Source organism: Erwinia sp. PsM31 (genome assembly GCF_030433775.1).
GTDB lineage: Bacteria > Pseudomonadota > Gammaproteobacteria > Enterobacterales > Enterobacteriaceae > Erwinia > Erwinia aeris.
In genome coordinates, this window is the sequence record NZ_JARUWZ010000026.1 from 44485 (window position 1) to 70121 (window position 25637).

Below are 25637 nucleotides of genomic sequence, written 5' to 3' on the forward strand. Positions count from 1 at the left end.
TTAAGCGGGCTATTTTCAAGATTCAGCAGTTGCGCCCATCTGGAATCCGGGCCGGCAATAAATTCAGGAGTTAGCGTGCCACGAATCCATGTCTATTGCATGTTAGGTCTGATCGCAGCCGTGCCTGCCGCTCAGGCGGCTACGGTGCGTTTGCAGGTCACTGGCCTGTCTGGGGAATTACAAAAAAACGTGCGCGCAAGATTGTCGACCATCGCAAGCGAGGAAGTGACCTCCGATGGGCGTTTCCGCGCGCGCGTCAGCGAAGCGGTTAAGGAAGGACTTAAGGCGCTGGGCTACTACGAGCCGGAAATTGAATTTGAACTGCAGCCGCCGCCTGCGGGCGGCAGACGTCCGGTGCTGCTGACGAAAGTCACGCCCGGCCCGCCGGTGAAGCTGGCGGGCGAAACGGTGATTATTCGCGGTGGCGCGCGCACCGACGAGGATTACCAGACGCTGGTACGCACCGGCAAAGCCAAAATCGGCGGCGTGCTTAACCACAGCGACTACGACAGCTTTAAAAGCTCGCTCAGCAATCTGGCGCTGCGCAAAGGCTATTTTGACGGCGACTACCGCAAACGCCAGCTGGGCGTTTCCGTCGAGCGGCACGAAGCTTTCTGGGATATCGATTACGACAGCGGTCAGCGCTACCGCTTTGGCGACGTCACCTTTGAAGGGTCGCAGATCCGCGAGGAATACCTGCAAAACCTGGTGCCGTTTAAAAAGGGCGACTACTACAGCTCGCGCGATTTGGCCGAGCTGAACCGCCGCCTTTCCTCTACCGGCTGGTTTAATTCCGTGGTGGTCGCGCCGCAGTTCGATCAATCCCGCAAAAATAAAATATTACCGCTGCACGGCGTGGTCAGTCCGCGTACGGAAAACACCATCGAAACGGGCGTGGGCTATTCCACCGACGTCGGCCCGCGCGTTAAAGCGACCTGGAAAAGGCCCTGGGTAAACTCCTACGGCCACAGCTTTACCACCAGCGCCAATATCTCTGCGCCGGAGCAGCAGCTCGACTTCAGCTATAAAATCCCGCTGCTGAAAAACCCGGTCGAGCAGTATTACCTGCTGCAGGGCGGCCTGAAAAGAACCGACCTGAACGACACCAAATCCGACTCCACCACGCTGGCCGCGTCCCGCTACTGGGAATCCTCTACGGGCTGGCAGCGCGCCATTAATCTGCACTGGAGCCTGGATCACTTTACCCAGGGTAACGTCACCAACACCACCATGCTGATCTATCCCGGCGTCAGCGTTAACCGCACCCGTTCGCGCGGCGGCCTGATGCCCGTGTGGGGCGACTCGCAGCGCTACTCGCTGGATGTCTCCGATACGACCTGGGCCTCGGATATCGATTTCGCCGTGGTGCAGGCGCAAAACGTCTGGATCCGCACGCTGGCGGATAAACATCGCTTCGTGCTGCGCGGCAATCTCGGCTGGATTGAAACCAACGATTTTGAACGCGTGCCGCCTGATTTGCGCTTTTTCGCCGGTGGCGACCGCAGCATTCGCGGCTACAAGTACAAAGGCATTTCGCCGCGCGACGACGATGGCAAGCTGACCGGCGCCTCGAAGCTGGCGACCGGATCGGTGGAATATCAGTACAACGTAACCGGTAAATGGTGGGGCGCGGTGTTTGTGGATTCCGGCGAAGCGGTCAACGACATCAAGCAGAGCAATGTCAAAACCGGCGCCGGTTTCGGCGTGCGCTGGCAGTCGCCGGTTGGGCCGATCAAGCTGGATATCGCCCGTCCGGTCGGCGACAGCGAAGATCGGGACGTACAGTTTTATATCGGATTGGGGCCTGAATTATGAGTCGCTGGAAAAAGGTCCTTATTGGCATCCTGATTTTCCTGGTCGTGCTGCTCGGCAGCGTGGCATTTTTAATTGGCACCACCACCGGATTACATCTGGTGCTGAACGGCGCGGCGCGCTGGGTGCCGGGGCTGGACATCAAACAGGTCAGCGGCGGCTGGCGTAACCTGACGTTAAAAGGCGTGCAGTATGAGATGCCTGGCGTGACGGTTAATGCCGGCGAGTTTCATCTGGCCCTGCAGCTGGGCTGCCTGAAAAACAGCGCGTTCTGCGTCAATGACCTTGCGCTGCGCGACGTCAGCGTGGTGGTGGACAGCAAAAAGCTGGGGCCGCCCGCGCCGGAAGCGAAAGAGGATGAAGCCTCTTCCGGCGATCTCAGCACGCCGTACCCGATTACGCTGCGCCAGCTGGCGCTGCATAACGTCACGGTAAAAGTAGACGACACGGCGATCTCGCTGGCGGACTTTACCTCTGGCCTCAGCTGGCAGCAGCGCGCGCTGACCTTAACGCCGACCCATATTCAGGGCCTGCTGATTGCGCTGCCGAAGGCGGCCAAAGTGGCCGACGAGCAGGTGGTGCAGCCAAAAGTGCAGCAGCCGCAGGCTAACGAGCCGCCGCTGGGCGAAACGCTGAAGGCGATGTTCGCCAAACCGCTGTTGCCGGATCTGCCTGATTTCAAAATGCCGCTGGATGTAAACGTACAGCAGATCCTCGGCGAGCAGCTGCGCATTACCGGCGATACCGATATCGCCATCACGCGTCTGCTGGTGAAGGCGCAAACGCAGGATCGCCTGCTGCGTCTGGAAACGCTGGATGTGGATTCGCCGCAGGGTCAGCTCAACGCCAGCGGTCAGGCACAGCTGGCGGATGCCTGGCCGGTGAATTTCAACCTCACCAGCTCGCTTAACGTCGATCCGATCAAAGGCGAGAAGATCAAAATGACCGTCGGCGGCGGCCTGCGTGAGCAGCTGGATCTGGCACTGAACCTTTCCGGCCCCGTGCGGATGCAGCTGAACGCGCAAACGAAGCTGGCCGAAGCGGGCCTGCCGCTGGCGATGACGATGCAAAGCGCGCAGCTGCGCTGGCCGCTGACCGGCGAAACGCAGTATCAGGCCGATAACCTGAACTTCAGCATAAAAGGCAAAGCGACGGACTATGTTATGTCGCTGAAAGCCGCGCTACGCGGCCAGGCCATTCCGCCCGCCACGCTTACGCTGGACGGCAAGGGTAACGCGGAGCAGTTCTCGCTGGATAAGCTGCGGCTGGCCGCGCTGGAGGGCACCACCGACCTGACGGCGCTGGTGGACTGGAGCAAGGCGATCAGCTGGCGCAGCGAGCTTCAGCTTAACGGCATCAACACCGCCCGGCAGTATCCCGACTGGCCAGCGAAGCTGGAAGGTAAAATCACCACGCGCGGCAGCCTGTACGGCGGCAGCTGGCAAATGCGCGTACCTGAACTGAAGCTGCGCGGCAACGTGAAACAGAATGCGGTTAGCGCTGACGGCTCGCTTTACGGCAACAGCTACAACCAGTGGGATATTCCCGGCATCAAACTGGTGTTGGGCCGTAATAATGTCGATGTTAAAGGCTCGCTCGGCGACAAGCTGTCGCTGGACGCCAATATTGACGCTGAGCATCTGGATAACGCGCTGCCTGGCCTGGGCGGCGTGGCGAAGGGCACCATCAAAGCGCGCGGCGATTTGAAAACGCCGCAGCTGCTGGCTGATTTAACCGCTACCGGCCTCCGCTGGCAGGCGATGAGCATCGCCCGCGTCGCGCTACAGGGCGACGTGAAATCAGGCGAGCAGATCCAGGGCAAGCTGGCGCTGCGCGTGGATCGGCTGAAGCAGGACACGCTGACGGTTAACCGGCTGGATCTGGACGCCAGCGGCGATGAAAAAGCGCACCAGCTGAAGCTGACGGTCAATGGCGATCCGGTTTCCGGCCAGCTCCAGCTGAACGGCAGCTTCGATCGCAGCCAGCAGCGCTGGCGCGGCACGCTGAACAATACCCGCTTCGACACCCCGGTAGGGGAATGGCGCTTAACGCGCGCCATTGCGCTGGACTATCTCAACAGTAGCCAGACGGTCTCGGTTGGCCCGCACTGCTGGCAAAACCCCAACGCTGAACTGTGCGTGCCGCAAACCATCGAAGCCGGCCCGTCCGGCCATGCGAAGGTGACGCTCAACCGTTTCGATCTGGCGATGGTGAAACCTTTCCTGACGGATGAAACCAAACTCAGCGGTGTCTTCAGCGGCGATGCCGACGTCAGCTGGACAGCAGACGGCGGTTTGCCGCAGGGCCGCGTCTCGCTGAAAGGCAACGGCGTGAAGGTCGCGCAGGATGTGGACGGCAATACGCTGCCCGTAGCCTTTGATACGCTGAACCTGAACGCGGCGCTGCGTAACGGTCGCGCCCAGCTCGACTGGCTGATCCGCATCGCTAAAAACGGCCAGCTGGATGGCAACGTGCAGATCGCCGATCCGCAGAACAAACGCGGGCTTTCCGGCAACGTTAATATTAAAAACATCGATCTGACGCTGCTCAATCCGGCGCTGATGCAGGGCGAAAAAGTGGCCGGCGTGCTTAACAGCGCGCTGCGCCTGGGCGGCAGCCTGCAAAAACCGCAGGTCTTTGGTCAACTGGGGCTGAAAAACGTCGATGTTCAGGGCAGCTTTATGCCGGTCGATCTGACCTCAGCCAATCTGAACATGGTCTTTAACGGCATGAGTTCTACCCTACAGGGTCTGATCGAGACGTCTCAGGGGCAGCTGGCGCTCAGCGGCGACGCGGACTGGGCGCAGCTGGACGCCTGGCGGGCGCGTATTGCGGCGAAGGGCAGCAAAATCCGCGTGACGGTGCCGCCGATGATCCGCATGGACGTTTCGCCGGATCTGGAGTTTGAAGCCACACCGCAGGCGTTTAACCTGAACGGCCGCGTCGATATTCCCTGGGCGCGCGTGACCGTCCAGGAAGTGCCGGAAAGCGCCGTCGGCGTCTCGTCGGATGAAGTGCTGCTGGATGAAAACCTCAAGCCGATTGCGCCGAAAAGCACCTCGATTCCGATCAACAGCAACCTGGTTATTCACGTCGGTAACGACGTGCGTCTGAGCGCCTTTGGGCTGAAAGCGAAGCTGAACGGCGATCTGAAGCTGGCGCAGGATAAACGCGGGCTGGGGCTGAACGGCCAGATCAACATTCCTTCCGGGCGTTTCCATGCCTACGGTCAGGATCTGATCGTGCGTAAAGGCGAGCTGCAATTCTCTGGCCCGGCCAACCAGCCTTACCTCAACATCGAGGCTATCCGCAACCCGGAAGCCACGGAAAATGACGTCACAGCAGGCGTGCGCGTTACCGGTCTGGCCGACGAGCCGAAGGCGGAAGTCTTCTCCGATCCGGCTATGTCGCAGCAGGAAGCGCTCTCTTATCTGCTGCGTGGACAGGGTCTGGACGCGACCGGCAGCGACAGCAGCGCATTAACCTCGGCGCTGGTGGGATTAGGGCTTGCACAAAGTGGGCAGGTTGTGGGTAAAATCGGGGAGACTTTCGGCGTAAGTAATCTCGCGCTGGACACGGCGGGCGTCGGCGACAGCCAGCAGGTTCAGGTCAGCGGTTACGTGCTGCCGGGTCTACAGGTAAAATATGGTGTTGGCATATTTGATTCACTGGCGACCTTAACTTTACGTTATCGCCTGATGCCCAAACTTTATTTGGAAGCGGTGTCTGGTGTAGACCAGGCGCTTGATGTGCTCTATCAGTTTGAGTTCTAGCAATGCGAATAATTGTCTACGGCAGCCTGAGACGCAAGCAAGGCAACAGTCACTGGATGACCAACGGGCAGTGGCTGGGCGATCATCAGATCGACGGCTACGAGCTATATAATCTGGGTCTCTACCCCGGCGTCGTCGCGGGTAGCGGGCAGGTTTACTGCGAGGTCTACCGGGTGGACGCCTCCACGCTGGGCGAGCTGGACGCGCTCAGAACCAAAGGCGGAGAGTATAAGCGCGAGCTGATGCCGACGCCTTACGGCAGCGCATGGCTGTACGTTTATCAGCGTTCGGTAGAGGGCAAGCAGCGGATAGCCAGCGGAGACTGGCTGCTGCGGGATAACCAGGATCCTGCCTGACACGCGTGACATAAATAAAAACACCGCTCACTGAGCGGTGTTTTTTTATCTACTGTCCGGGCGGCGGTTTACTTCTTCGCGCGCTCGAAAGAGGAGATGATTTCAGCTTTCGCCGCTTCAGCGTTGTCCCAGCCTTCCACTTTCACCCATTTGCCTTTCTCCAGCGCTTTATACTGCTCGAAGAAGTGGGTGATCTGCGCACGCAGCAGTTCCGGCAGGTCGTTCACATCTTTGATGTGATCGTACTCTTTGGTCAGCTTGGTGTGCGGAACCGCAACCAGCTTGGCGTCTTCGCCAGACTCGTCGGTCATTTTCAGCACGCCAACCGGACGGCAGCGGATCACTGAGCCTGGCTGCAGTGGGTATGGCGTCGGCACCAGCACGTCTACCGGGTCACCGTCCAGAGACAGCGTGTGGTTGATGTAACCGTAGTTGCACGGATAGAACATCGCGGTAGACATGAAACGGTCAACAAACAGCGTGCCGGAGTCTTTATCTACTTCATATTTGATCGGATCGGCATTGGCCGGGATTTCAATAACAACGTAGATATCTTCTGGCAGATCTTTACCCGCTGGAACCTGGTTTAAACTCATGGTGAATTCCTTTAATCGTCTTAAATCAAGTGACGCTCATTATAGCCAACTGGATATGAAAGTATGCCCCCTTTTTGGGCTTTCAGAATGCTCCAGTACGCTGGCCGATTATTTAACGTGCTGGCAAAGCGCACGCAAAAAAAACAGGGCGATCCGAAGATCGCCCTGTCTGCATAGCCGTCGGCCTTAAGCGTCCGGATATTCGCGCAGGAAACGCTCGGTGTCGTCAACCATATCGGTGTTGCCGACAAAGAACGGCGAGCGCTGATGCAGGGTTTCCGGCACCAGATCCAGAATGCGGTTTTTGCCGTCGCTGGCCTTGCCGCCGGCCTGTTCGGCCAGAAACGCCATCGGGTTGCACTCATACAGCAGGCGCAGCTTGCCCTGTGGGTGGCTGGCGGTGCTTGGATAGAGATAGATGCCGCCTTTCAGCAGGTTGCGGTGGAAATCCGCCACCAGCGAGCCGATATAGCGCGAGGTATAAGGGCGATGGGTCAGCTGATCTTCTTCCTGGCAGAACTTCAGGTATTTCTTCACGCCCTGCGGGAAACGGATGTAGTTGCCTTCGTTAATGGAATAGGTGTAGCCCTTTTCCGGGAAAGCCATTTTTTCCGCGCTGAGGCAGAAAACGCCCAGCGAAGGATCGTAGGTGAAAGCGTGCACGCCACAGCCGGTGGTGTAAACCAGCATGGTAGAGGAACCGTAGACGACATAGCCCGCGGCAACCTGCTGACTGCCCGGCTGCAGGAAATCTTCTTCCGTTACCGGCGTGCCTGGCGGCGTGATGCGGCGGTAGATAGAGAAAATTGTGCCGACGGAAACGTTGACGTCGATGTTGGAAGAGCCGTCCAGCGGATCCATCAACACCACGTATTTACCGTTTTCAACGCCTTCAAAAATAACGATTTCATCTTCTTCTTCAGAAGCGATACCGGCTACGATGCCGCGCGCTTTCAGCGCAGCCTTGAGTTTTTCGTTGGCAAACAGATCGAGCTTCATCTGCTGTTCGCCCTGCACGTTTTCCACGCCGCTGGCGCCCAGAATATCGACCAGCCCCGCTTTGTTGATGTCACGGTGAATGATTTTTGCGCCCAGCTTGATAGCTGAAATCAGCGCCGTCAGTTCACCTGTGGCGTGAGGAAAGTCGTGTTGCTTCTCGACGATAAATTCGCCTAACGTTTTCATAACACAATCCCTGAATCTGCGGTTGAACAGCAGCCTGCGATACAAACTGCCAACGTATGTCGAGGCAGTTTAGCCGAATGAGGGCTAAAGAACATAGGGCAAATTCCGTTTCTTCCGCACGATGAGGACGCTACACTGTGCACCGACCCTTTCAGTAAACGGACCTTTTATGCGTATTCACATCCTCGGTATCTGCGGCACATTCATGGGCGGTCTGGCAATGCTGGCCCGATCGCTGGGTCATGAAGTGACCGGTTCCGATGCCAACGTTTATCCGCCGATGAGCACGCTTTTAGAAAAGCAAGGCATTGATTTAATTCAGGGATATGATGCTTCCCAGCTCGATCCCGCGCCCGACTTAGTGATCATCGGCAACGCCATGACGCGCGGCAACGCCTGTGTGGAAGCGGTGCTGGAACGGAATATTCCTTACCTCTCCGGCCCGCAATGGCTGCACGATTTCGTCCTGCGCGACCGCTGGGTGATTGCGGTTGCCGGAACGCACGGAAAAACCACTACGGCGGGCATGACCGCGTGGATCCTGCAGGCGTGCGGGCTGGAGCCGGGCTTTGTCATCGGCGGCGTGCCGGGTAACTTCGACGTTTCCGCAACTTTAGGAAAAAGCCCATTCTTCGTGATTGAGGCGGATGAATATGACTGCGCGTTCTTCGATAAGCGCTCAAAGTTCGTGCATTACTGCCCGCGCACGCTGATCCTGAATAACCTTGAGTTCGACCATGCGGATATTTTCGATGATTTAAAAGCGATCCAGCGGCAGTTCCATCATCTGGTGCGCATCGTGCCGGGTCAGGGACGGATTATCGTGCCGGAGCAGGACAGCAACCTGAAGCAGGTGATAGCGATGGGCTGCTGGAGCGAGCAGGAAAGCACCGGCGAAAACGGCCGCTGGCAGGCGAAAAAGCTGACGCCGGACGCCTCGCATTGGGAAGTCTGGCTGGACGGCGAGCGCGTGGCGGAAGTGAACTGGTCGCTGGTGGGCGAGCACAACATGCATAACGGCCTGATGGCCATTGCCGCTGCACGCCACGTAGGCGTGAAGCCGGAAGATGCCGGCAAGGCGCTGGACGACTTTATCAACGCCCGCCGTCGCCTGGAACTGCGCGGCGAAGCCAATGGCATTAAGGTTTACGATGATTTTGCGCATCATCCTACCGCCATTCTGGCGACCATGACCGCGCTGCGCAGCAAGGTAGGCGGCAGAGCGCGTATCCTGGCGGTGCTGGAGCCACGCTCCAACACCATGAAAATGGGCATCAGCAAAGACGATTTAGCGCCTGCGCTGGGCCGGGCCGATGAGGTGTTTTTGCTGCAGCCGCACCATATTCCGTGGCAGGTCGCCGAAGTGGCAGAGGCGTGCGTACAGCCCGCTCACTGGAGCGCGGACGTGGATACGCTGGTAGAGATGATTGCTAAAACGGCGCAGCCGGGCGACTACATCCTGGTGATGAGCAACGGGGGATTTGGCGGCATTCATCAGAAGCTGCTGGATCGGCTGGCGTAACGGGCCAGCCAGTCGGCGCTGCGGGCAAGCAAACCCGCAGCGTTTTCAGGAGGCTTCGGCCAGCTCGCGCAGATACTGGAAGATCTGGCGGGAAGCTTTCGGCGGCTTATTGGCCGCTTTTTCTTTCTGGGCGTTGCGGATCATCGAGCGCAGCTGCTGACGATCGGCGTTCGGATAAAGCTGTAAAACGTCCGCCATCGCGTCATCGCCTTCGGCAACCAGACGATCGCGCAGCATCTCCAGCTTATGGAACAGCGCAACCTGCTGGTTGTGACGGTTCTTCAGCTTGTCCAGCGCCTGCCGGATAGGATCTTCGTCGCGCGAGCGCAGCATTTTGCCAATCAGCTGCAGCTGACGGCGGCGTCCCTCTTTCTTGATCTTCTGAGCCAGCTCGATGGCGGCGCGCAGATCTTCATCCAGCGGGATTTTATCCAGCGAGTTACCGCTCAGTTCTACCAGCTCGGCGCCCAGGCGCTTCAGCTCTTCGGCATCACGTTTAATTTCACTTTTACTGACCCAGATAATTTCATCATCTTCTTCTTCGTTATCTGGTACATCATCGAGCCAGTCGTCAGGCTGTTTGGTCATGGGAGGCTCCCTAAAAAAGAGGCTAATGCTATCAGGAAACTCAGGCTACTGCGAAATTGTTCGCTGAGTCTGTTAGACTCAGGTAAACCTGAAACCCTGAAGAGTCCGGAAATCTGGTGGCGTATACCCAGAAAAGCCCTCTGTTAATTATATGGTAGGTCGATGAAATTACTCTCCCAAGTTGCAGAACAGCGTAAAACCCTCGAAGAGGCGGTCGCAACAGCACTCGAGCTGGCCAAAGCCAGCACCGATGGGGCGGAAGTCGCCGTCACCAGAACCACGGGGATCGGCGTCAGCACCCGCTACGGCGAAGTAGAAAACGTTGAATTTAACAGCGACGGCGCTTTAGGCATTACCGTTTATCATCAGAATCGCAAAGGCAGCGCGTCTTCGACCGATCTCAGCCCGGACGCCATCGCGCGTACCGTGCAGGCGGCTGTCGATATCGCCCGCTATACCTCCGCCGATCCTTATGCGGGCGTGGCGGATCGCGATCTGCTGGCTTTTGATGCGCCGGATCTGGATCTTTTCCATCCCACCGATCTGGATCCTGACAGAGCGATCGAGATGGCGGCGCGGGCCGAGCAGGCTGCGCTCAAAGCCGACAAGCGTATTACCAATACCGAAGGCGGCAGCTTCAACAGCCATATCGGCATGAAGGTCTTCGGCAACAGCCACGGCATGATCCAGGGCTACTCATCCAGCCGCCATTCGATTTCAGCCAGTGTTATTGCCGAAGCTAACGGCGATATGGAGCGCGATTACGCCTACACCATCGGCCGCGCTATCGAAGACCTGAAGTCGCCGGAGTGGGTCGGTGAAGAGTGCGCCCGCCGCACGCTGTCACGCCTCTCGCCGCACAAGCTCGCCACCATGAAAGCGCCGGTTATTTTTGCGGCGGAAGTGGCGACAGGCCTGTTTGGCCATCTGGTCGGCGCGATCAGCGGCGGCAGCGTCTACCGCAAATCCACTTTCCTGCTGGATGCGATGGGCAAACAGATCCTGCCGGAATGGCTGACCATCCAGGAGCAGCCACACCTGCGTAAGGGCCTGGCCTCTACGCCGTTCGACAGCGAAGGCGTGCGTACCGAACAGCGCGACATCATCAAAGACGGCGTGCTGCAAACCTGGCTGCTGACCAGCTACTCGGCGCGCAAGCTGGGCCTGAAAAGCACCGGCCATGCGGGCGGCATCCATAACTGGCGCATCAACGGTCAGGGCGACAGCTTCGACCAGCTGCTGAAAAAAATGGGCACCGGCCTTGTAGTGACGGAACTGATGGGCCAGGGCGTTAGCGGCATCACCGGCGACTACTCGCGCGGCGCGGCCGGTTTCTGGGTCGAAAACGGCGAAATTCAGTATCCGGTAAGCGAAATCACTATCGCAGGCAACCTGAAGGACATGTGGCGCAATATGGTCACGGTGGGCAGCGATATCGAAACTCGCAGCAATATTCAGTGCGGCTCCGTGCTGATCCCGGAAATGAAAATCGCCGGACAATAATTCTGGTGGCTAATGTAAGGGTGGCGCAGACTGCGCCTCCCTTTACTTCCCAGCCTGCTACTGATGGTGATGAGTTCTGCCCTGTAAAACCTTAAAATGAAAAGATCTCCGCCACAGTGAGATTTCTGCATGGATTAATATTTGCTTTGGAGGGCTTTAATGAATTTTGATGCTGAAACCGTAAATAAATGCACAAAAAGTGATAGCTATCGTAACTATCAATTTAGAAATCCCGCCAGGCAAAGAATACCAACCATAAAAACCTACACTAGCGCCGCTATATAAATATAGAGGCGATGAAATCGCCGGTAAAATAGAAAAAATTAGATAACCTTCCTCATATAGCCTTCACAACCCCGTCGGTTGCCAGGGTTCATGATGCGTAAGTGGCATGCGTAGAAATCCCACCTTGAATCGATAATACGCCAGGTTTATGCAAAATCAATTCTTTTTTGATTGAGGTTATAAGAGGCCTAAATTTTTTGCTGCCGCTATAGAAACGCTTAAGCGATATCTGTTAAGTAATCTTGCTAAGAGGCTTTATAACATGTGAGGTAAACAAGGAGAGTAACAATGGCATGGACGTATAATGTAATGATGAAGACCTTTAAGCGTAACGGGGAATACAAGTTCAGCGCGCTTTATGCTGGTGCTCCGGGCTATAAAGATAATCCTGAGTATGAATGTCTGCGCGATAGAGGCCCGTTGCCCAGAGGTAAATACCGGATCACAGGCGTTCCATTCACACATAAAAAAGCGGGTCGATTCACGCTTCGCCTTGAGCCAGATAAAGGCAACAATATGTGTAATCGGAGTGGTTTTCTAATTCATGGAGAAAGTCAAACGCATCCAGGCGAAGCCTCAAATGGCTGCATCATACTGGATCCAAGGTTCCGTAAAGCAATTTGGGATTCAAAGGATAAGGAGATTATTGTTGAATGAGATATTTTCTTCTCCCCTTAATTATTTGCAGCACCTGTACGCTTGCCGCGCCGGTGCTTGATAATAATTGTAAGTCGCCCATATCAGGTACTGCCATAAGAATGATGGATAAAATGCATGAGGAAATGCATATTGACATTAAGAGCATACCGCCCGATGAGGTAACCACGGAATTGCTATTCAACGAACCTGTCTCTGATTTGTTATCACAATACTATGCCGAAAAAACCTATAAAACCGATACCCTTTTATCGATAAGCGATAACAAAGAAATATATTCACAGGATAATCCTGTTAACCTCATAATTAAGTTTACTGTTAAAGATAAGGAGGGAAAAGAGGATATTTTCCTTGTCTCTACCATCGCGAATGATTATGAGTGTAATATAGAATTTAACGGTTATTTGATTGTCAAGCGTGAATTCTGATTTTGCCCCTGTGTCAGCGCGCAGGGGCTTCTCACTATCTGGGAATTTACTTTATGTCTGTTTTATTTCTTAAATAGAGCTAATCTTTCTTTTTTTTATTTAAATAATGATTTCGTTCTCCACTACCATAAGCAATTCCTATGGTTTCCATCAGGATAGCCGCTGCGATCGCCGTTATCGGCCGATCAGGCAGACATTTTTTCTGTCGTACTGTGATTTACCTTCCACTTTTGCTCTTCTGTTAAGTGAAATAACCATTTTGTGAAGGATTTCCCTGGCTTCGCGCTTATTTCCACTTTGAAACGGAAAAATGCGGTCTACAAAATCGCTACCTCCGGCGCTACTTTATTTCTCTCGCGAATAAATTCGGTTTACAGCCGAACCAAAACGGAAAATAAGGGGCTTTGCGTGAAAAATGGAGCAGTGGCGGTAGAGAACGGCGATACGGCCATTCAGGCGCTGGCCGACAGCGTGATGACACAAATTAATCAGCTGTTTGCCGCCGAAAAAATTTATCCCAATGCGGTGCAGCAGCAAATGCTGTCTTCGCACGTGCGGGCGATGGCGCTGCGTTCGCTGACCGGCGAGTCGCTGCCGGAGGTTGAGGCCGACCTGTTTGAGGATATCTCGCCTGAATCTATGTCGCTGGCTCAGCAGGTGGTGGATCTTTTTGGCAATCTGCCAAAAGAGGAAGCCTGGCTGCTCTCTGTTCATTTTGAAGTGGCAAAAGAAAACTAATTTACTCACCGGAGAACGCAATATGTCACAAGTCATTGTTGTTATTGGCGATCGTTTAGGGAAAGGCCAGAAAGTCGCGGCAGGCGTCGAGAAAGCGGGCGGGAAGGCCGTGGTGGTGCCGGGCGTGGCGGCGGACATGAGGCTGGGCGACGCCATGAAAGCGGAAAATGCCACTTTCGGCATCTCTTTTTGCGGCAGCGGCGGCGCAGGCGCTATTACCGCGCAAACCAAACACGGCTACAAAGCGAAATATGGCATGCGCTCTGTAGAAGAGGGCGTAACCGCCATCAACGAGGGCGCGAACGTGCTCGGCTTTGGCTTTATGGACAAAGAAGAGCTGGGCGAACGCCTGGTGCAGGCCTGGAACAAGAAGCACGGTGCCTGACCGATGAAGGAGCAATTTACCACAGCGGTAAAGGTCAGCGGCAAAGGCGACAGCAAAGAGAAAGCGTTCGCCGATGCGCTGAGCCGTGTGCAGAGCACGCTGCTAAAGACGACCGGTAAGGTGCTGCTGCGCATTGAGCCGCAGGAGGTCAGGGTGGTGCTGGCGCGGGAAAGCGTCAGGAAAGAACGCTTTTTGTTTTTCTTTCTGGCGAGGGAGCGGCGGAGTTACAGCATCGAACTGGAAATTACCGTCAGCGTGAACGCTATCGATGTCGACAAAATCGATTTCCTCACGCGCTAGCCGGGCAAACATAACTTAAAAACGTTGGCGCAAGCCTGCAAGGAAAGTGTGATGTTTTTAATTATCCTTTTTAAATCTCTTATTATCGGCGGCCTGGTCGGAGTAGGCGTTGGCGCTGGCGCCGCGCGTATGTTTCATGCGCCGGCGACTCAGGGCATGGGCGCCTTTCGCACGCTGGGTGAACTCAACTCCTGTGAAGGCGATCCCGCCTCTCACTTCTCGTTTGGTCTGGGTTTCTTCTTTAACGCCTGGGCTTCTTCCGTTGCCGCAGGCTCGTTTACCCAGGACGTCGACCACCGCATTATCCCGAACTGGGGCGCGGCGGCGCTGATGATCCGAAACCGCAACCTGGCAGAAACGCTGCACGATCCGAAAAAAATGGCCATCGCCTGCGGCCTGATCGGCATGGTGGTGGTCGCCTTTCTGAATTCTACCGCTTCGGCCGTGCCGGCGGCGCTCCAGATCACCGCCGTTAAGGTGCTGGTGCCTGCGGCTAACCTGCTGGTCAATACCGTGATGCCGGTAATCTTCTGGCTGGCGGCAATCGATGCCGGTAAAAAATCGGGATTCTGGGCCACCATCTTCGGCGGCCTGGCGCAGCTGATTATGGGCAATGCGGTGCCGGGACTGGTGCTGGGCATTTTGATCGGCAAGGGCGTTGAGGAGAGCGGCTGGCATCGCGTCACCAAAGTGATGATGTTCGCCATCGTGCTGCTGTTTGTCCTGAGTGGCTTCTTCCGCGGCTTCGATATGAAAATGCTGGAATCTTTCCGGCTGGGCGTGCCGGACTGGCTGTCGATGTTCCATAACGCGCTGAGCGGAAAATAAGGAGAGGAAAATGGAAGCAAAAAGCGGTTTCTGGTATGCCGACTGGTCTTTCCCGATCTTTGTCGGCCTGCTTTCCGCCGGCGTGTTCGCCGGAACGCATATGTATTACGTCTATGGGCTGGGCGCGTTTAACGAGGTCGCCTTTGTCTCTATGCTGCGCGCGGGTATGGAAACCGGCGTTTATGGCGCGGTGGCGGCCTTTGGCGCGAGCTTTCTGTTCGCCCGTATTATCGAAGGGTCGCTGGTGGGCATCCTGGATATTGGCGGCGCCATCCAGACGGGCGTCGGCCTTGGCGTGCCGGCGCTGCTGTTGGGCGCCGGGTTTATCTTCCCCGTGGCCAACTTTGCCGCCTCGCTGCTGACCGGCCTGATCCTGGGCCTGGCGATCGGCTACCTCATTATTCTGGCGCGCAGGTTCACCATCAATAACAGCGATTCAACCTATGGCGCCGACGTCATGATGGGCGCGGGCAACGCGTCCGGGCGTTTCCTCGGGCCGCTAATTATTCTCTCGGCTATGGCCGCCTCCATTCCCATCGGTCTGGGTTCGCTCATCGGCGCGCTGCTGTTTTATCTCTGGAACAAGCCTATTACCGGCGGCGCCATTCTGGGCGCGATGCTGCTGGGCGCATTTTTCCCGGTGGCACTCTAGCCCGATCGCCAGGGCTCAGCGGCGCTGGCGACCGCTTTTGCAGACGGAGGAGTTTGCCATGTTTGATTTTATTGTGCGCCGGGCGCGCCTGGCGGACGGCGGGCTGACCGATATCGCCGTACACAACGGAAAAATTGCCGCGCTGGGCGAGGTCAGCGGCCAGGCCACGCGCGAGTACGATTTGGCCGGGCGTTTTTACCTGAGCGCCGGATGGATCGATTCGCACGTGCACTGCTATCCCAATTCGCCGATTTATCACGACGAAGCGGACTGCATCGGCGTCGCTACCGGCGTGACGACCGTCGTGGATGCGGGCAGCACCGGCGCGGACGATGTTGACGAGTTCTGTCGTTTAACCCGCAGCGCCCGCACGCAGGTTTACGCCTTGCTGAATATCGCGCGCACCGGCATCGTAACGCAAAACGAGCTGGCGGATATGACGCAAATCGACCGCGTCGGCGTGCGTGAGGCGGCGCAGCGTTTGCCAGGGTTTATTCTTGGCATCAAGGCGCGCATAAGCAGCAGCGTGGTAGGTAAAAACGGCGTGCAGCCGCTGATCCGTGCCAAAGCGATCCAGCAGGAAAACGGCGGGTTGCCGCTGATGGTACATATTGGCAATAACCCGCCCGATCTGGATGAAATAGCCGATCTGTTGGACAGCGGCGACATCATTACCCACTGCTATAACGGCAAGCCCAACCGCATCCTGACGCCTGCCGGTCAGCTGCGCGCCTCCGTTCATCGTGCCCTGGAGCGCGGCGTGCGGCTGGATGTGGGGCACGGCACGGCCAGCTTCAGCTTCGACGTGGCGCGCGTGGCTATCGCGCAGGGCATTCTGCCGCAAACCATCAGCTCGGATATTTACTGTCGCAACCGCCTTAACGGGCCGGTGCATTCGCTGGCGCACGTGATGGCGAAATTCTTCAGCGTAGGCATGACCCTGCCGCAAATTATTGACTGCGTGACCGCCAACGCGGCTGACGGCCTGCGGCTATCGCAGAAGGGACGGCTGGAGGTGGGCTATGACGCCGATCTGACTGTTTTCGACGTGCAGGATGCGTCCTGCGTGTTTACCGATTCCGAAGGCCAGTCGGCCACGGGCGAAAAGCAACTGGTGCCGCTGGCCGCCGTGGTGGCTGGCCGCTGGTTTGTTACCGAAGAAGGGAAAAAGCATCATGTCTTCGATTTATGAGAAATATGGCTTAAAACAGGTCATTAACGCTTCGGGCCGCATGACCATTCTGGGCGTCTCTACCCCTGCCGCCGACGTGGTGGACACGGTAAAGTACGGCCTTAACCACTATTTTGAAATGAACGATCTGGTTGATAAAACCGGCGCTTATATCGCCAGCCTGCTCGGCTGTGAGGATGCGGTGGTGGTTTCCTGCGCGTCGGCGGGCATCGCGCAATCCGTGGCGGCGGTCATCGTCAAAGATAACGACTGGCTGCTGGAAAACCTACACGCCGCGCCGCTGATTGTTCCTCACCATATCGTGGTGCCGAAAGGCCATAACGTTAATTACGGCGCGCCCGTCGGCACTATGGTCGCGCTGGGCGGCGGGCGTCTGGTAGAAGCAGGCTACGCCAACGAATGCTCCGCCGCGCAGCTTTCCGCCGCCGTGACTCCGCAAACGGCGGCCATTCTTTATATCAAATCGCATCACTGCGTGCAGAAAAGCCACCTCAGCGTCGAACAGGCGGCCGCCGTTGCGCGCCAGCATAATCTGCCGCTGATTGTCGATGCGGCGGCGGAAGAAGATTTACAGCGCTACTACCAGGGCGGCGCGGATCTGGTGATCTACAGCGGCGCGAAGGCTATCGAAGGCCCTACGAGCGGGCTGGTGATGGGGCGCAAAAAATACGTTGAGTGGGTGAAGCGCCAGTCGCAGGGCATCGGCCGGGCAATGAAGGTCGGCAAGGAAGGCATCCTTGGCCTGACGCAGGCGATCGAAAACTATCTGCAACAGCCGAAAATGTCCGGCGCACAGATGGTCGAGAAGATGACGCCGTTTATCGACAACCTGAACGCGCTGGACGGCATCAGCGCGCGCGTGGTTTGGGATGCCGCCGGACGAGATATCGCCAGGGCAGAAATCCATTTCGACGAGCTTAAGATCGGTCTGACCACGGGCGACGTCGTGCATAGGTTAAAAACAGGCGAGATAGCGATCTATTTTCGCGGCTATAAAGCCAATGAAGGCATTGTCGAGGTCGACGTGCGCAGCGTCTCGCCAGAGCAGCTGAATACTATTTACATTTCCGTCAGGGCATTATTATCAGGAGGGGAAAAAGCATGACGCTTATGCCAAATTTCTATCGCGATCGCGTTTGTCTGAACGTGCTGGCAGGATCGAAAGAGAACGCCCGCGAGATCTGGCAGGCGGCTGAAGGCCACGTGCTGGTTGGCGTGCTGTCGAAAAACTACGACAGCGTGGCAAGCGCCGTTGCCGATATGCGTGACTACGCGGCGCTGATCGACAATGCGCTCTCCGTTGGGCTGGGGGCGGGCGATCCGAACCAGTCGGCGATGGTCAGCGCTATTGCAGGCCAGCTGCAACCGCAGCACGTGAACCAGGTGTTTACCGGCGTGGCGGCCAGCCGCGCGCTGTTGGGCCAGCGCCAGACGGTGGTTAACGGCCTGATTTCGCCGACGGGCAGGCCAGGCATGGTCAAAATTTCCACCGGGCCGCTCAGTTCGCAGGCGCCAGAGGGAATAGTACCGATAGCGACCGCGATTGCGCTGCTGAAAGATATGGGCGGCAGCTCGGTGAAATATTTCCCGATGGGCGGACTAAAGGCTGTCGAGGAGTTTCGCGTGGTGGCGAAAGCCTGCGCCGAGCAGGATTTCTGGCTGGAGCCGACGGGCGGCATCGACCTGGATAACTATGCCGCCATTCTGCAAATCGCGCTGGAGGCGGGCGTCAGCAAAATCATCCCGCACATTTACAGCTCGATTATTGATAAGGCTTCCGGCAATACTCGTCCGGACGACGTCCGCGCGCTGCTGGCCATGACGAAAAAATTGGTGGGGTAAGCGCGAGCAAGGCCGGGCGATCCCGGCCCGTTTCGTCAACGGAGAGCAACCAAGACAACCACAGGAAACCCGGTGAGATTCCCTAACCAACGCCTTGCAAGACTTTTCGATACGCTGCAAAACGAAACGCTGCCTCAGGATGAGCTGGCGCGCCGTTTTGCGGTATCTACCCGCACCGTACGTACGGACATTACCGCGCTGAATGAGCTACTGGCCGATCACGGCATCCGCTTTGTGCTGAATCGGGGCGAGGGCTATCGGTTAAAAATTGAAGATGCGCAGCGCTACAGCCAGCTGCGGCACCAGTCGCCTTCGTCTTTACGCATTCCCCGCACTTCGGCGGCGCGAGTGCATTACCTGTTAACCCGATTTCTCACCTCAGCCTATTCCCTTAAGCTGGAAGATCTGGCCGATGAATGGTTTGTCAGCCGCGCCACGCTGCAAAGCGATATGGCTGAAGTGAGAGAGTGGCTGGCGCGCTATCAGCTGGTGATTGAAACCCGGCCGCGCTACGGCATGAAGCTGTTCGGCAGCGAAATGGCCGTGCGCACCTGCCTGACCGATCTGCTCTACCAGATTGCGCAGGAGGATGCCGACGATCCGCTGCTGCATCTGGAGGTGCTGAACAGCGGCATTCTGGCTACGCTACAGCCGCTGCTGAGCCAGTCGCTGGGGCGTTTTGCCGTCAGGATGACGGATGAGGGCGAGTTTTATCTGCGCCTCTACTGTGCGGTGTCAGTAAGGCGCATCAGCGAAGGCTATCCGCTTTCCGATTTCACGGCTGACGACGTGGATGACGACGTGCGAGGCGCGGCGCGCCATCTGATTGCGCTACTACAGCCGCTCACCGGCAAAGCGTTCTCAGCCGCAGAGGAAGCCTACCTGCGCGTTAATATCGCGGCACGGCGCGTTGAGGCGATTGCGCCGGATGCCATCAGCCCGGACGACGGCGAATCGCTGGTCAATTACATCCTTAGCTACATCAATACTCACTACAACTTTAATCTGCAAAGCGACGGGCAGCTGCGGGCGGATTTGCTGACCCATATTAAAACCATGATCACCCGTGTGCGTTACCAGATCGCTATTCCTAATCCGCTGCTGGCGAACATCAAGCAGCACTATCCGATGGCGTGGGACGTGACGCTGGCCGCCGTATCCAGCTGGGGAAAATACACCCCTTATACCATCAGTGAAAACGAGATGGGATTTCTGGTGCTGCATATCGGCGTCGGCCTGGAGCGGCACTATGACGTCGGCTACCGGCGCCATCCGCAGGTGCTGCTGGTGTGCGATACCGGCAATTCCACCGTGCGCATGATCCAGGCGATGCTGATGCGGAAATATCCGCAGATCGTGGTCAACAATATTATTTCGCAGCGCGAGTATGAGCAGCAGCCGGGTATTGAAGAAGATTTTGTTATCTCCACTACGCGCCTGGTCGAGAAACAGAAGCCGGTGGTGGTGATGTCGCCTTTTCCCACGGAATACCAGCTGGAGCAGATTGGCAAACTGGTGCTGGTGGATCGCACCCGGCCTTATATGCTGGAAAAGTTCTTTGACGCCGGCCATTTTCTTGTTATCGACCAGCCCGTAACCCAGGCGGAGCTGTTCCGTATGCTCTGCGATCGGTTGGAAAAAGAGGGCGCGGTCGACCAGACGTTTCACGATTCCGTCGTGGAGCGCGAAGCCATTGTCAGCACGATGTTTGGCGAAGGCATTGCGCTACCGCACTCGCTGGGCCTGCTGGCGAAGAAAAGCGTGGTCTATACCGTGCTGGCGCCGCAGGGCATCGCATGGGGAGACGAAACGGCCTCGGTGATCTTTCTGCTGGCGATCAGCAAAAGCGATTATGAAGAGGCGATGGCGATTTACGATCTGTTCGTGACGTTCCTGCGCGAGCGGGCGATGGCGCGGCTGCGCGACAGCAAGGATTTCGTCAGCTTCAAGGCGGTAGCGATGGATTGTCTGAGTCGGCTATAGCGGGCGACGCGGTATGATAAAAGTGAAAGCCCGGCATTGGCCGGGCTTTTGCTGCTTATTGCAGAATAGTGAACGCGGTGGTGACGTGCTTCACGCCGCTGACCCGACTGGCGATATCGGCCGCCGCTTTGGCTTCTGCGGTAGTTACCAGACCTAAAAGGAACACTTCGCCGTTTTCGGTGGTGACCTTCACGTTAGAAGATTTGACCTGGTCGCTGGAAAGCAGGTTGGAACGCACTTTGGTAGTGATCCAGGTATCGGAAGAGGCCGTGCCAAAGCTGGCCTTCTCGCTGGTGCGGATTTCGTTATAGACCTCGGTTGCGCCATCCACGCCGACGGCGATCTGTTTAGCGCGGTTAGCGACATCGGCGCTCGGCGCCTGGCCGGTCAGCAGCACTTTGCCCTGGTAGGCCGTTGCCACGATGTGGGCTTCTTTTTTGATCTGGTTGTCTTTCGCCAGCGCGTTGCTGACGCGTAACTCCAGCGTGCCGTCATCAACCTGGGTGCCCACGGTACGCGGGTCGGTGGCCGTTTTGGTGGCGACCGCCGCGCTGCCGATCACGGCGGCGACGCAGCCCTGTAGCATCAGCGCGGACAGCACGATGGCGGTTGCGGAAATCAGCTTCATCATAGCTCCTTAAACGTCCTGGTGGGGAAACAAGGTGTTATCGATCAAATCGCACAGGCAATTCACGGTTAACATATGCATTTCCTGAATCCTCGCGCTCCGGTGCGAGGGAATACGAATTTCCACGTCCTGTGGACCCAGCAAACCGGCGAGTTCGCCGCCGTCATAGCCGGTCAGCGCGACAATCGTCATATCGCGCGTTACCGCTGCCTCAACGGCCTTCACAATATCACGGCTGTTGCCGCGCGTTGAAATGGCCAGCAGAATATCGCCAGCATGGCCCAGCGCGCGGACCTGCTTGGCGTAGATTTCGTCGTGCAGGCGATCGTTGCCGATTGCCGTCAGCAGCACGTTATCCGCGCTCAGCGCTACCGCAGGCAGGCTGGGGCGCTCGGTTTCGTAACGGTTGATCATACTGGCCGCAAAGTGCTGGGCGTTGGCGCTGGAGGTGCCGTTGCCACAGCTCAGCACTTTATTGCCGTTCAGCAGCGACTGGACAATCGTCATCGCCGCGCGCGAAATAGCATCCGGCAGCGCTTCCGCTGCGGCTATCTGCGTCTGAATACTTTCGGTAAAACAAACTTTGATTCTTTCCAGCACGTTTTTCACCTGGCAAGTGGTTGGCGAAATTACTCCGCCGTAAAAGCATCGGACAACCAGTCCGTTCGTGCGCCGGTTATCGCTACCACATCAAAGCGGCAGCGGGCGCTCTCAAGGCTGCTCTGGCGACCGTTCAGCCATAAGGCTGCGGCTTTCAGCAGCTTTTGCTGCTTGCTGCGGGTTACGCTGGCGGCGGCGCCGCCGAACCGATCGTTACGGCGATAGCGCACCTCTACGAAAACCCACGTCTCGCCATCGCGCATAATCAGGTCGATCTCTCCGACGCGAAAGCGGACGTTAGCCGCGATAAAAGTTAATCCTGCACTTTCCAGCAGGCGGCGGGCCTGTAGCTCATAGCCCGCCCCCGTTTGCTGACGGCTCAGGATGCCGGAACGATTTGTCCCTGGCGATACTGGCTCCATACCAACTTCCTGTTGATGACGCAGTCCTGGGTGGCGCTCAGGTTGCCGGTTTCCCCCTGCAGCCGGAAGCCCGGCAGCTGGCGCACTTCATTGAAGTGATTGGCCAGGGTCCAGGCGTCCACGCCCATGGCATAGAGACGAACCTGAGAGTAATCGTTGTTAAAGTTTTTAGCCGCCTGCTGCATCAGCGCCGGATTAGCGCCCGACAGCAGCGGGATATCGCTGAACTGCACGCCTTCCATCTCCAGACGATAGTCCGGGCCGCTGCCCGCCTGATAGCTGCGCGAGCTGGCATAAATCTGTGCCATATTGCGGCTGCTGACGCGCATGGAGAGGGAAGGCTTGATAAGCGCCATCTCGTCCTGCGTCGCCACGACATACAGCGAATCCACGCTGCCGTCGCCTGCCGCTGGTGTATCCGCCTGCGGCGCCGGAATGGTCAGGCCCGCAATAGTTACGCCCTGCGGCTGCTGCGGCTGAGCAACGATCGGCGTACCGGTCAGACGCAAGCCCGCACCGCTATTAATGCCCTGCTTCAGCTCGCCCTGCGAACCGAACTGCTGTTGTAGCACGGTCGCGCCGCCCAGCTGCTGCCATTCTGCAGCAAATGCTTTGCTGACGCGATCGCCTAACGAGCTGCGCGGCACCAGCAGCAGCGGCGAACGCTTGCCCTGATCCCACATATGATGCGCGGCGTCACGCGCTTCGTCTTCAGGAGAAAGCGCAAAGTAACAAAGATTCGGATGGTTCTGTACCGTCTCCGGCTCGTTAAGCGCCAGGATATTCAACGGCGTTTGTAAGGCAGCTAAACGCTCGACGTTGCTTTTCAGCAGCGGGCCGACCACCAGCGTGGCGCCGTCTTTCTGCGCCTGCGCCAGCACCTGATCTATCGGCTGGCTGCTGGTGTCGTAGACCTGAACCTGCGCCGAACTGGATGGCGGCGCGGTTTGCGCCACGCTGCCGTTCTGCACGGCAGGCTGAGCGGCGCTATCGCTGTTTTGCGCAGCTGGCTGAGCGGCAGCGCTATCGGTGGCCGGACTGGCTGCTGCTGGCGCGGCGTTGGCATCGACAGGCGTGGCGGTATTGGCGTCAACAGGTGCGGTGCTGGCGGCGGCGGCCTGCGGCTGTGCAGCCGGCTGGGCCAGCGCACCGTTGCGTGCGTCGTCAAACCCCTTCTGAATCGCTTTGGCGAAGATCTGCGCCTGGCCGCTTAACGGCAGCAGCAGCGCAATTTTACCGGTCGACGACTGCTGGAAGTTCTGCACCTGGCTCAGCGCCGTTGGCAGCATTTTCGCCGCCGGGTTGTTAGGATAGCGCGTCTGCCAGTCGCTGATGCCCGCTTTCAGCATCGTGGGATCGCTGACGTTGGCCTTATAGACGTTGAGCAGATCCAGCCAGCCCTGTAGCGTGTTTTCATCGGCGTTGATCACCAGGCCGTTGGCCTGCTCTGGCGTCATCTGGCTCAGCGCCAGCCAGGTTGCATCAATATTTTTCTGCTTATCGGCTGGCGAGCTCAGCAGCGGTTCCTGCGCAATATAAGCGCGCAGCTGCGTTAATCCCTGGCTGCCGGCAATTTGCAGCTGGTAGTAACGGGCCTGCTGCTCCTTCGACAGGGAGGCGGCATCAATCTGCTGCAAAAGCTGCGCCGCGCCGGCCGCATCCTTCTGCATCACCTTGAGCTGCGCCTGTAGCAGCAGCGATTCCTGATGCTGGACATCATTCAGCTGCTGCGGCAGGTTGGCCAGCTGGTCGCTGGCCTGAGGAATTTTTCCTTCGTTCAGCAGCGCCCGGATTGCAAGTAATTGCCAGTCAACCTTGTTATCATCTGAACTTTGCTGCATTTGCTGCAAATAAGAGTCGGAAGTGCCTGTCGCGGTGCCCTGCACGTTGACCGTCGGCGCCTGTGGACCCTGGCCGGAACAACCGGCAAAAATCAGGGCCGCCAGCAGCAGAGGCACGCAGCGTCCTGCTTTGTTATGAATGACTTTCGAAGGAAGCATACTGTATCCAGTTATGTTTTTTTCAAGATGCTCAATATTAAATCGGCAATTCGGATCAAACAATGAAACAACGCGAAGAGATTTCGGCCAGCACGCTCTACATCGTTCCCACACCGATTGGTAACCTGGGCGATATTACCCAGCGTGCGCTCTCGGTGCTTGCCAGCGTCGACCTGATCGCAGCGGAAGATACACGTCATACCGGGCTGTTGCTACAACATTTCGCCATCAATGCGCGCCTGTTCGCATTACACGATCACAACGAGCAGCAGAAGGCGGAAACGCTGTTGGCAAAGCTTCGGGACGGGCAAAGCATAGCGCTGGTTTCCGATGCCGGCACGCCGTTGATTAACGATCCCGGCTATCATTTGGTTCGTCTTTGCCGGGAAGCGGGCGTAAACGTGGTGCCTTTGCCTGGCGCCTGCGCGGCGATTACAGCATTAAGCGCGGCGGGGTTGCCGTCCGATCGATTCTGTTACGAAGGGTTTCTGCCCGCCAAAAGCAAAGGCCGTTGCGACACGCTGCGCGCGCTGGAGCAGGAATCCCGCACGCTGATTTTTTATGAATCCACCCATCGCCTGCTGGAAAGCTTACAGGATATGGTCAGCGTATGGGGAAGCGAGCGCTACGTAGTCCTGGCGCGGGAAATCACCAAAACCTGGGAATCGATTCACGGCGCGCCGGTGGGCGAGCTGCTGGCCTGGGTTAAAGAAGACGAAAATCGCCGCAAAGGCGAAATGGTGCTGATTGTGGAAGGCTATCAGGCCGTGGAAGACGCGCTGCCGCCGGAAGCGCTGCGCACGCTGGCGCTGTTGCAGCAGGAGCTGCCGCTGAAAAAAGCGGCCGCGCTGACCGCCGAAATTCACGGCGTAAAAAAGAATGCGCTCTATAAGTATGCGCTGGAGCAGCAAGAGGGGTGACAAACCGCGCGGAATGCCCTATTATCCGCGCCGAAGCTGACCAGACAGTCGCCGCTTTGTTGCCGTCCTCCTTCGGGGGAGACAGACAAAGGGGAGGAAAGTCCGGGCTCCATAGGGCAGGGTGCCAGGTAACGCCTGGGGGGCGCAAGCCCACGACCAGTGCAACAGAGAGCAAACCGCCGATGGCCCACTTGTGGGATCAGGTAAGGGTGAAAGGGTGCGGTAAGAGCGCACCGCGCGGCTGGCAACAGTTCGTGGCACGGTAAACTCCACCCGGAGCAAGGCCAAATAGGGGTTCACAAGGTACGGCCCGTACTGAACCCGGGTAGGCTGCTTGAGCCAGTGAGCGATTGCTGGCCTAGATGAATGACTGTCCACGACAGAACCCGGCTTACCGGTCAGCTTCAACATTTTCAGTAAGAAACCCGCTTCGGCGGGTTTT

At 57.4% G+C, this 25637-nt stretch carries 24 protein-coding genes and 1 other RNA gene; 18 read left to right on the forward strand and 7 right to left on the reverse strand.

Annotated features, from left to right (window positions below):
- The first annotated feature begins 99 nt into the window (after positions 1 to 99).
- Genes tamA through QCD69_RS17555 form a run of 3 tightly spaced genes read left to right on the forward strand, consistent with a single transcriptional unit; the run spans position 100 to position 5941 of the window.
- Entirely contained in the window at positions 100 to 1815 is a 1716-nt protein-coding gene (gene tamA, locus QCD69_RS17545) for an autotransporter assembly complex protein TamA (RefSeq protein ID WP_301252927.1), read from the forward strand.
- Positions 1812 to 5585 (forward strand): autotransporter assembly complex protein TamB, encoded by a 3774-nt coding sequence (gene tamB, locus QCD69_RS17550; protein WP_301252910.1) that lies wholly within the window; start codon positions 1812 to 1814, stop codon positions 5583 to 5585. Before tamA ends, tamB begins: the two co-directional genes overlap by 4 nt.
- A gap of 2 nt (positions 5586 to 5587) precedes the next feature.
- Positions 5588 to 5941: a gamma-glutamylcyclotransferase family protein gene (locus QCD69_RS17555; protein WP_125290334.1), complete on the forward strand. Its 354-nt coding sequence runs from the start codon at positions 5588 to 5590 to the stop codon at positions 5939 to 5941.
- A gap of 68 nt (positions 5942 to 6009) precedes the next feature.
- On the opposite strand, the gene ppa is transcribed toward QCD69_RS17555, so the two are convergent.
- Both ppa and fbp read right to left on the reverse strand, forming a co-directional pair.
- Positions 6010 to 6537: an inorganic diphosphatase gene (gene ppa / locus QCD69_RS17560; protein ID WP_125290335.1), complete on the reverse strand. Its 528-nt coding sequence runs from the start codon at positions 6535 to 6537 to the stop codon at positions 6010 to 6012.
- Positions 6538 to 6723: 186 nt separating this feature from the next.
- A complete protein-coding gene (gene fbp / locus QCD69_RS17565; RefSeq protein ID WP_253455834.1) occupies positions 6724 to 7722 on the reverse strand; it encodes a class 1 fructose-bisphosphatase in 999 nt (332 codons plus the stop codon).
- A gap of 169 nt (positions 7723 to 7891) precedes the next feature.
- On the opposite strand from fbp, the gene mpl reads away from it, so the two are divergent.
- Positions 7892 to 9244, forward strand: coding sequence for a UDP-N-acetylmuramate:L-alanyl-gamma-D-glutamyl-meso-diaminopimelate ligase (gene mpl, locus QCD69_RS17570; protein WP_125290337.1), 1353 nt, complete (start codon positions 7892 to 7894; stop codon positions 9242 to 9244).
- A gap of 45 nt (positions 9245 to 9289) precedes the next feature.
- On the opposite strand, the gene yjgA is transcribed toward mpl, so the two are convergent.
- Complete coding sequence (yjgA, locus tag QCD69_RS17575; protein WP_253455830.1) at positions 9290 to 9832, reverse strand: ribosome biogenesis factor YjgA; 543 nt, start codon at positions 9830 to 9832, stop codon at positions 9290 to 9292.
- Positions 9833 to 9994: 162 nt separating this feature from the next.
- Between yjgA and pmbA the strand changes: the two genes are divergently transcribed.
- The 12 genes from pmbA (at position 9995) to QCD69_RS17635 (ending at position 20625) form a co-directional block, all read left to right on the forward strand.
- Positions 9995 to 11335, forward strand: coding sequence for a metalloprotease PmbA (gene pmbA, locus QCD69_RS17580; RefSeq protein ID WP_301252913.1), 1341 nt, complete (start codon positions 9995 to 9997; stop codon positions 11333 to 11335).
- 573 nt (positions 11336 to 11908) lie between these two features.
- Positions 11909 to 12277, forward strand: a complete 369-nt coding sequence (locus QCD69_RS17585; protein ID WP_125290340.1) for a tlde1 domain-containing protein — start codon at positions 11909 to 11911, stop codon at positions 12275 to 12277.
- The gene (locus QCD69_RS17590) at positions 12274 to 12705 is read left to right on the forward strand and encodes a hypothetical protein (RefSeq protein WP_301252914.1); all 432 of its coding nucleotides are present in this window, start codon (positions 12274 to 12276) and stop codon (positions 12703 to 12705) included. The genes QCD69_RS17585 and QCD69_RS17590 overlap by 4 nt, the downstream gene beginning before the upstream one ends.
- 408 nt (positions 12706 to 13113) lie before the next feature.
- Positions 13114 to 13443 (forward strand): glycine dehydrogenase, encoded by a 330-nt coding sequence (locus QCD69_RS17595; protein ID WP_301252916.1) that lies wholly within the window; start codon positions 13114 to 13116, stop codon positions 13441 to 13443.
- 22 nt (positions 13444 to 13465) lie between these two features.
- Positions 13466 to 13828: an SFCGS family glycine-rich protein gene (locus QCD69_RS17600; RefSeq protein ID WP_301252917.1), complete on the forward strand. Its 363-nt coding sequence runs from the start codon at positions 13466 to 13468 to the stop codon at positions 13826 to 13828.
- 3 nt (positions 13829 to 13831) lie between these two features.
- Positions 13832 to 14128: a DUF4312 family protein gene (locus tag QCD69_RS17605; RefSeq protein WP_301252918.1), complete on the forward strand. Its 297-nt coding sequence runs from the start codon at positions 13832 to 13834 to the stop codon at positions 14126 to 14128.
- 51 nt (positions 14129 to 14179) lie between these two features.
- On the forward strand, positions 14180 to 14956 hold the full coding sequence (locus QCD69_RS17610; RefSeq protein ID WP_253455811.1) for a DUF4311 domain-containing protein: 777 nt from the start codon (positions 14180 to 14182) through the stop codon (positions 14954 to 14956).
- A gap of 10 nt (positions 14957 to 14966) precedes the next feature.
- Positions 14967 to 15608 carry a DUF4310 family protein gene (locus QCD69_RS17615; RefSeq protein ID WP_125290346.1) on the forward strand — a complete coding sequence of 214 codons (642 nt, stop codon included), beginning with the start codon at positions 14967 to 14969 and terminating at the stop codon, positions 15606 to 15608.
- Positions 15609 to 15666: 58 nt separating this feature from the next.
- On the forward strand, positions 15667 to 16800 hold the full coding sequence (locus tag QCD69_RS17620) for an amidohydrolase/deacetylase family metallohydrolase (protein WP_301252920.1): 1134 nt from the start codon (positions 15667 to 15669) through the stop codon (positions 16798 to 16800).
- A complete protein-coding gene (locus tag QCD69_RS17625; RefSeq protein ID WP_301252921.1) occupies positions 16784 to 17905 on the forward strand; it encodes a DgaE family pyridoxal phosphate-dependent ammonia lyase in 1122 nt (373 codons plus the stop codon). The genes QCD69_RS17620 and QCD69_RS17625 overlap by 17 nt, the downstream gene beginning before the upstream one ends.
- Entirely contained in the window at positions 17902 to 18642 is a 741-nt protein-coding gene (dagF, locus tag QCD69_RS17630) for a 2-dehydro-3-deoxy-phosphogluconate aldolase (protein ID WP_301252922.1), read from the forward strand. The genes QCD69_RS17625 and dagF overlap by 4 nt, the downstream gene beginning before the upstream one ends.
- Positions 18643 to 18714: 72 nt before the next feature.
- A complete protein-coding gene (locus QCD69_RS17635; protein WP_253455800.1) occupies positions 18715 to 20625 on the forward strand; it encodes a BglG family transcription antiterminator in 1911 nt (636 codons plus the stop codon).
- A 55-nt stretch (positions 20626 to 20680) separates the two neighbouring features.
- Here the strand turns inward: QCD69_RS17635 and dolP are convergent, their stop codons facing one another.
- Genes dolP through QCD69_RS17655 form a run of 4 tightly spaced genes read right to left on the reverse strand, consistent with a single transcriptional unit; the run spans position 20681 to position 24275 of the window.
- Positions 20681 to 21253, reverse strand: coding sequence for a division/outer membrane stress-associated lipid-binding lipoprotein (gene dolP / locus QCD69_RS17640; protein ID WP_301252929.1), 573 nt, complete (start codon positions 21251 to 21253; stop codon positions 20681 to 20683).
- A gap of 9 nt (positions 21254 to 21262) precedes the next feature.
- A complete protein-coding gene (gene diaA / locus QCD69_RS17645; protein ID WP_125290352.1) occupies positions 21263 to 21853 on the reverse strand; it encodes a DnaA initiator-associating protein DiaA in 591 nt (196 codons plus the stop codon).
- A 29-nt stretch (positions 21854 to 21882) separates the two neighbouring features.
- Positions 21883 to 22275, reverse strand: coding sequence for a YraN family protein (locus QCD69_RS17650; RefSeq protein WP_301252923.1), 393 nt, complete (start codon positions 22273 to 22275; stop codon positions 21883 to 21885).
- The gene (locus QCD69_RS17655) at positions 22233 to 24275 is read right to left on the reverse strand and encodes a penicillin-binding protein activator (protein WP_301252924.1); all 2043 of its coding nucleotides are present in this window, start codon (positions 24273 to 24275) and stop codon (positions 22233 to 22235) included. The genes QCD69_RS17650 and QCD69_RS17655 overlap by 43 nt, the downstream gene beginning before the upstream one ends.
- A 62-nt stretch (positions 24276 to 24337) precedes the next feature.
- Here QCD69_RS17655 and rsmI point away from each other — a divergent pair, with 62 nt between their 5' ends.
- Both rsmI and rnpB read left to right on the forward strand, forming a co-directional pair.
- Complete coding sequence (gene rsmI / locus QCD69_RS17660; RefSeq protein WP_253455789.1) at positions 24338 to 25195, forward strand: 16S rRNA (cytidine(1402)-2'-O)-methyltransferase; 858 nt, start codon at positions 24338 to 24340, stop codon at positions 25193 to 25195.
- 32 nt (positions 25196 to 25227) lie between these two features.
- Positions 25228 to 25605, forward strand: an RNA gene (gene rnpB / locus QCD69_RS17665) — RNase P RNA component class A.
- Positions 25606 to 25637 lie beyond the last annotated feature (32 nt).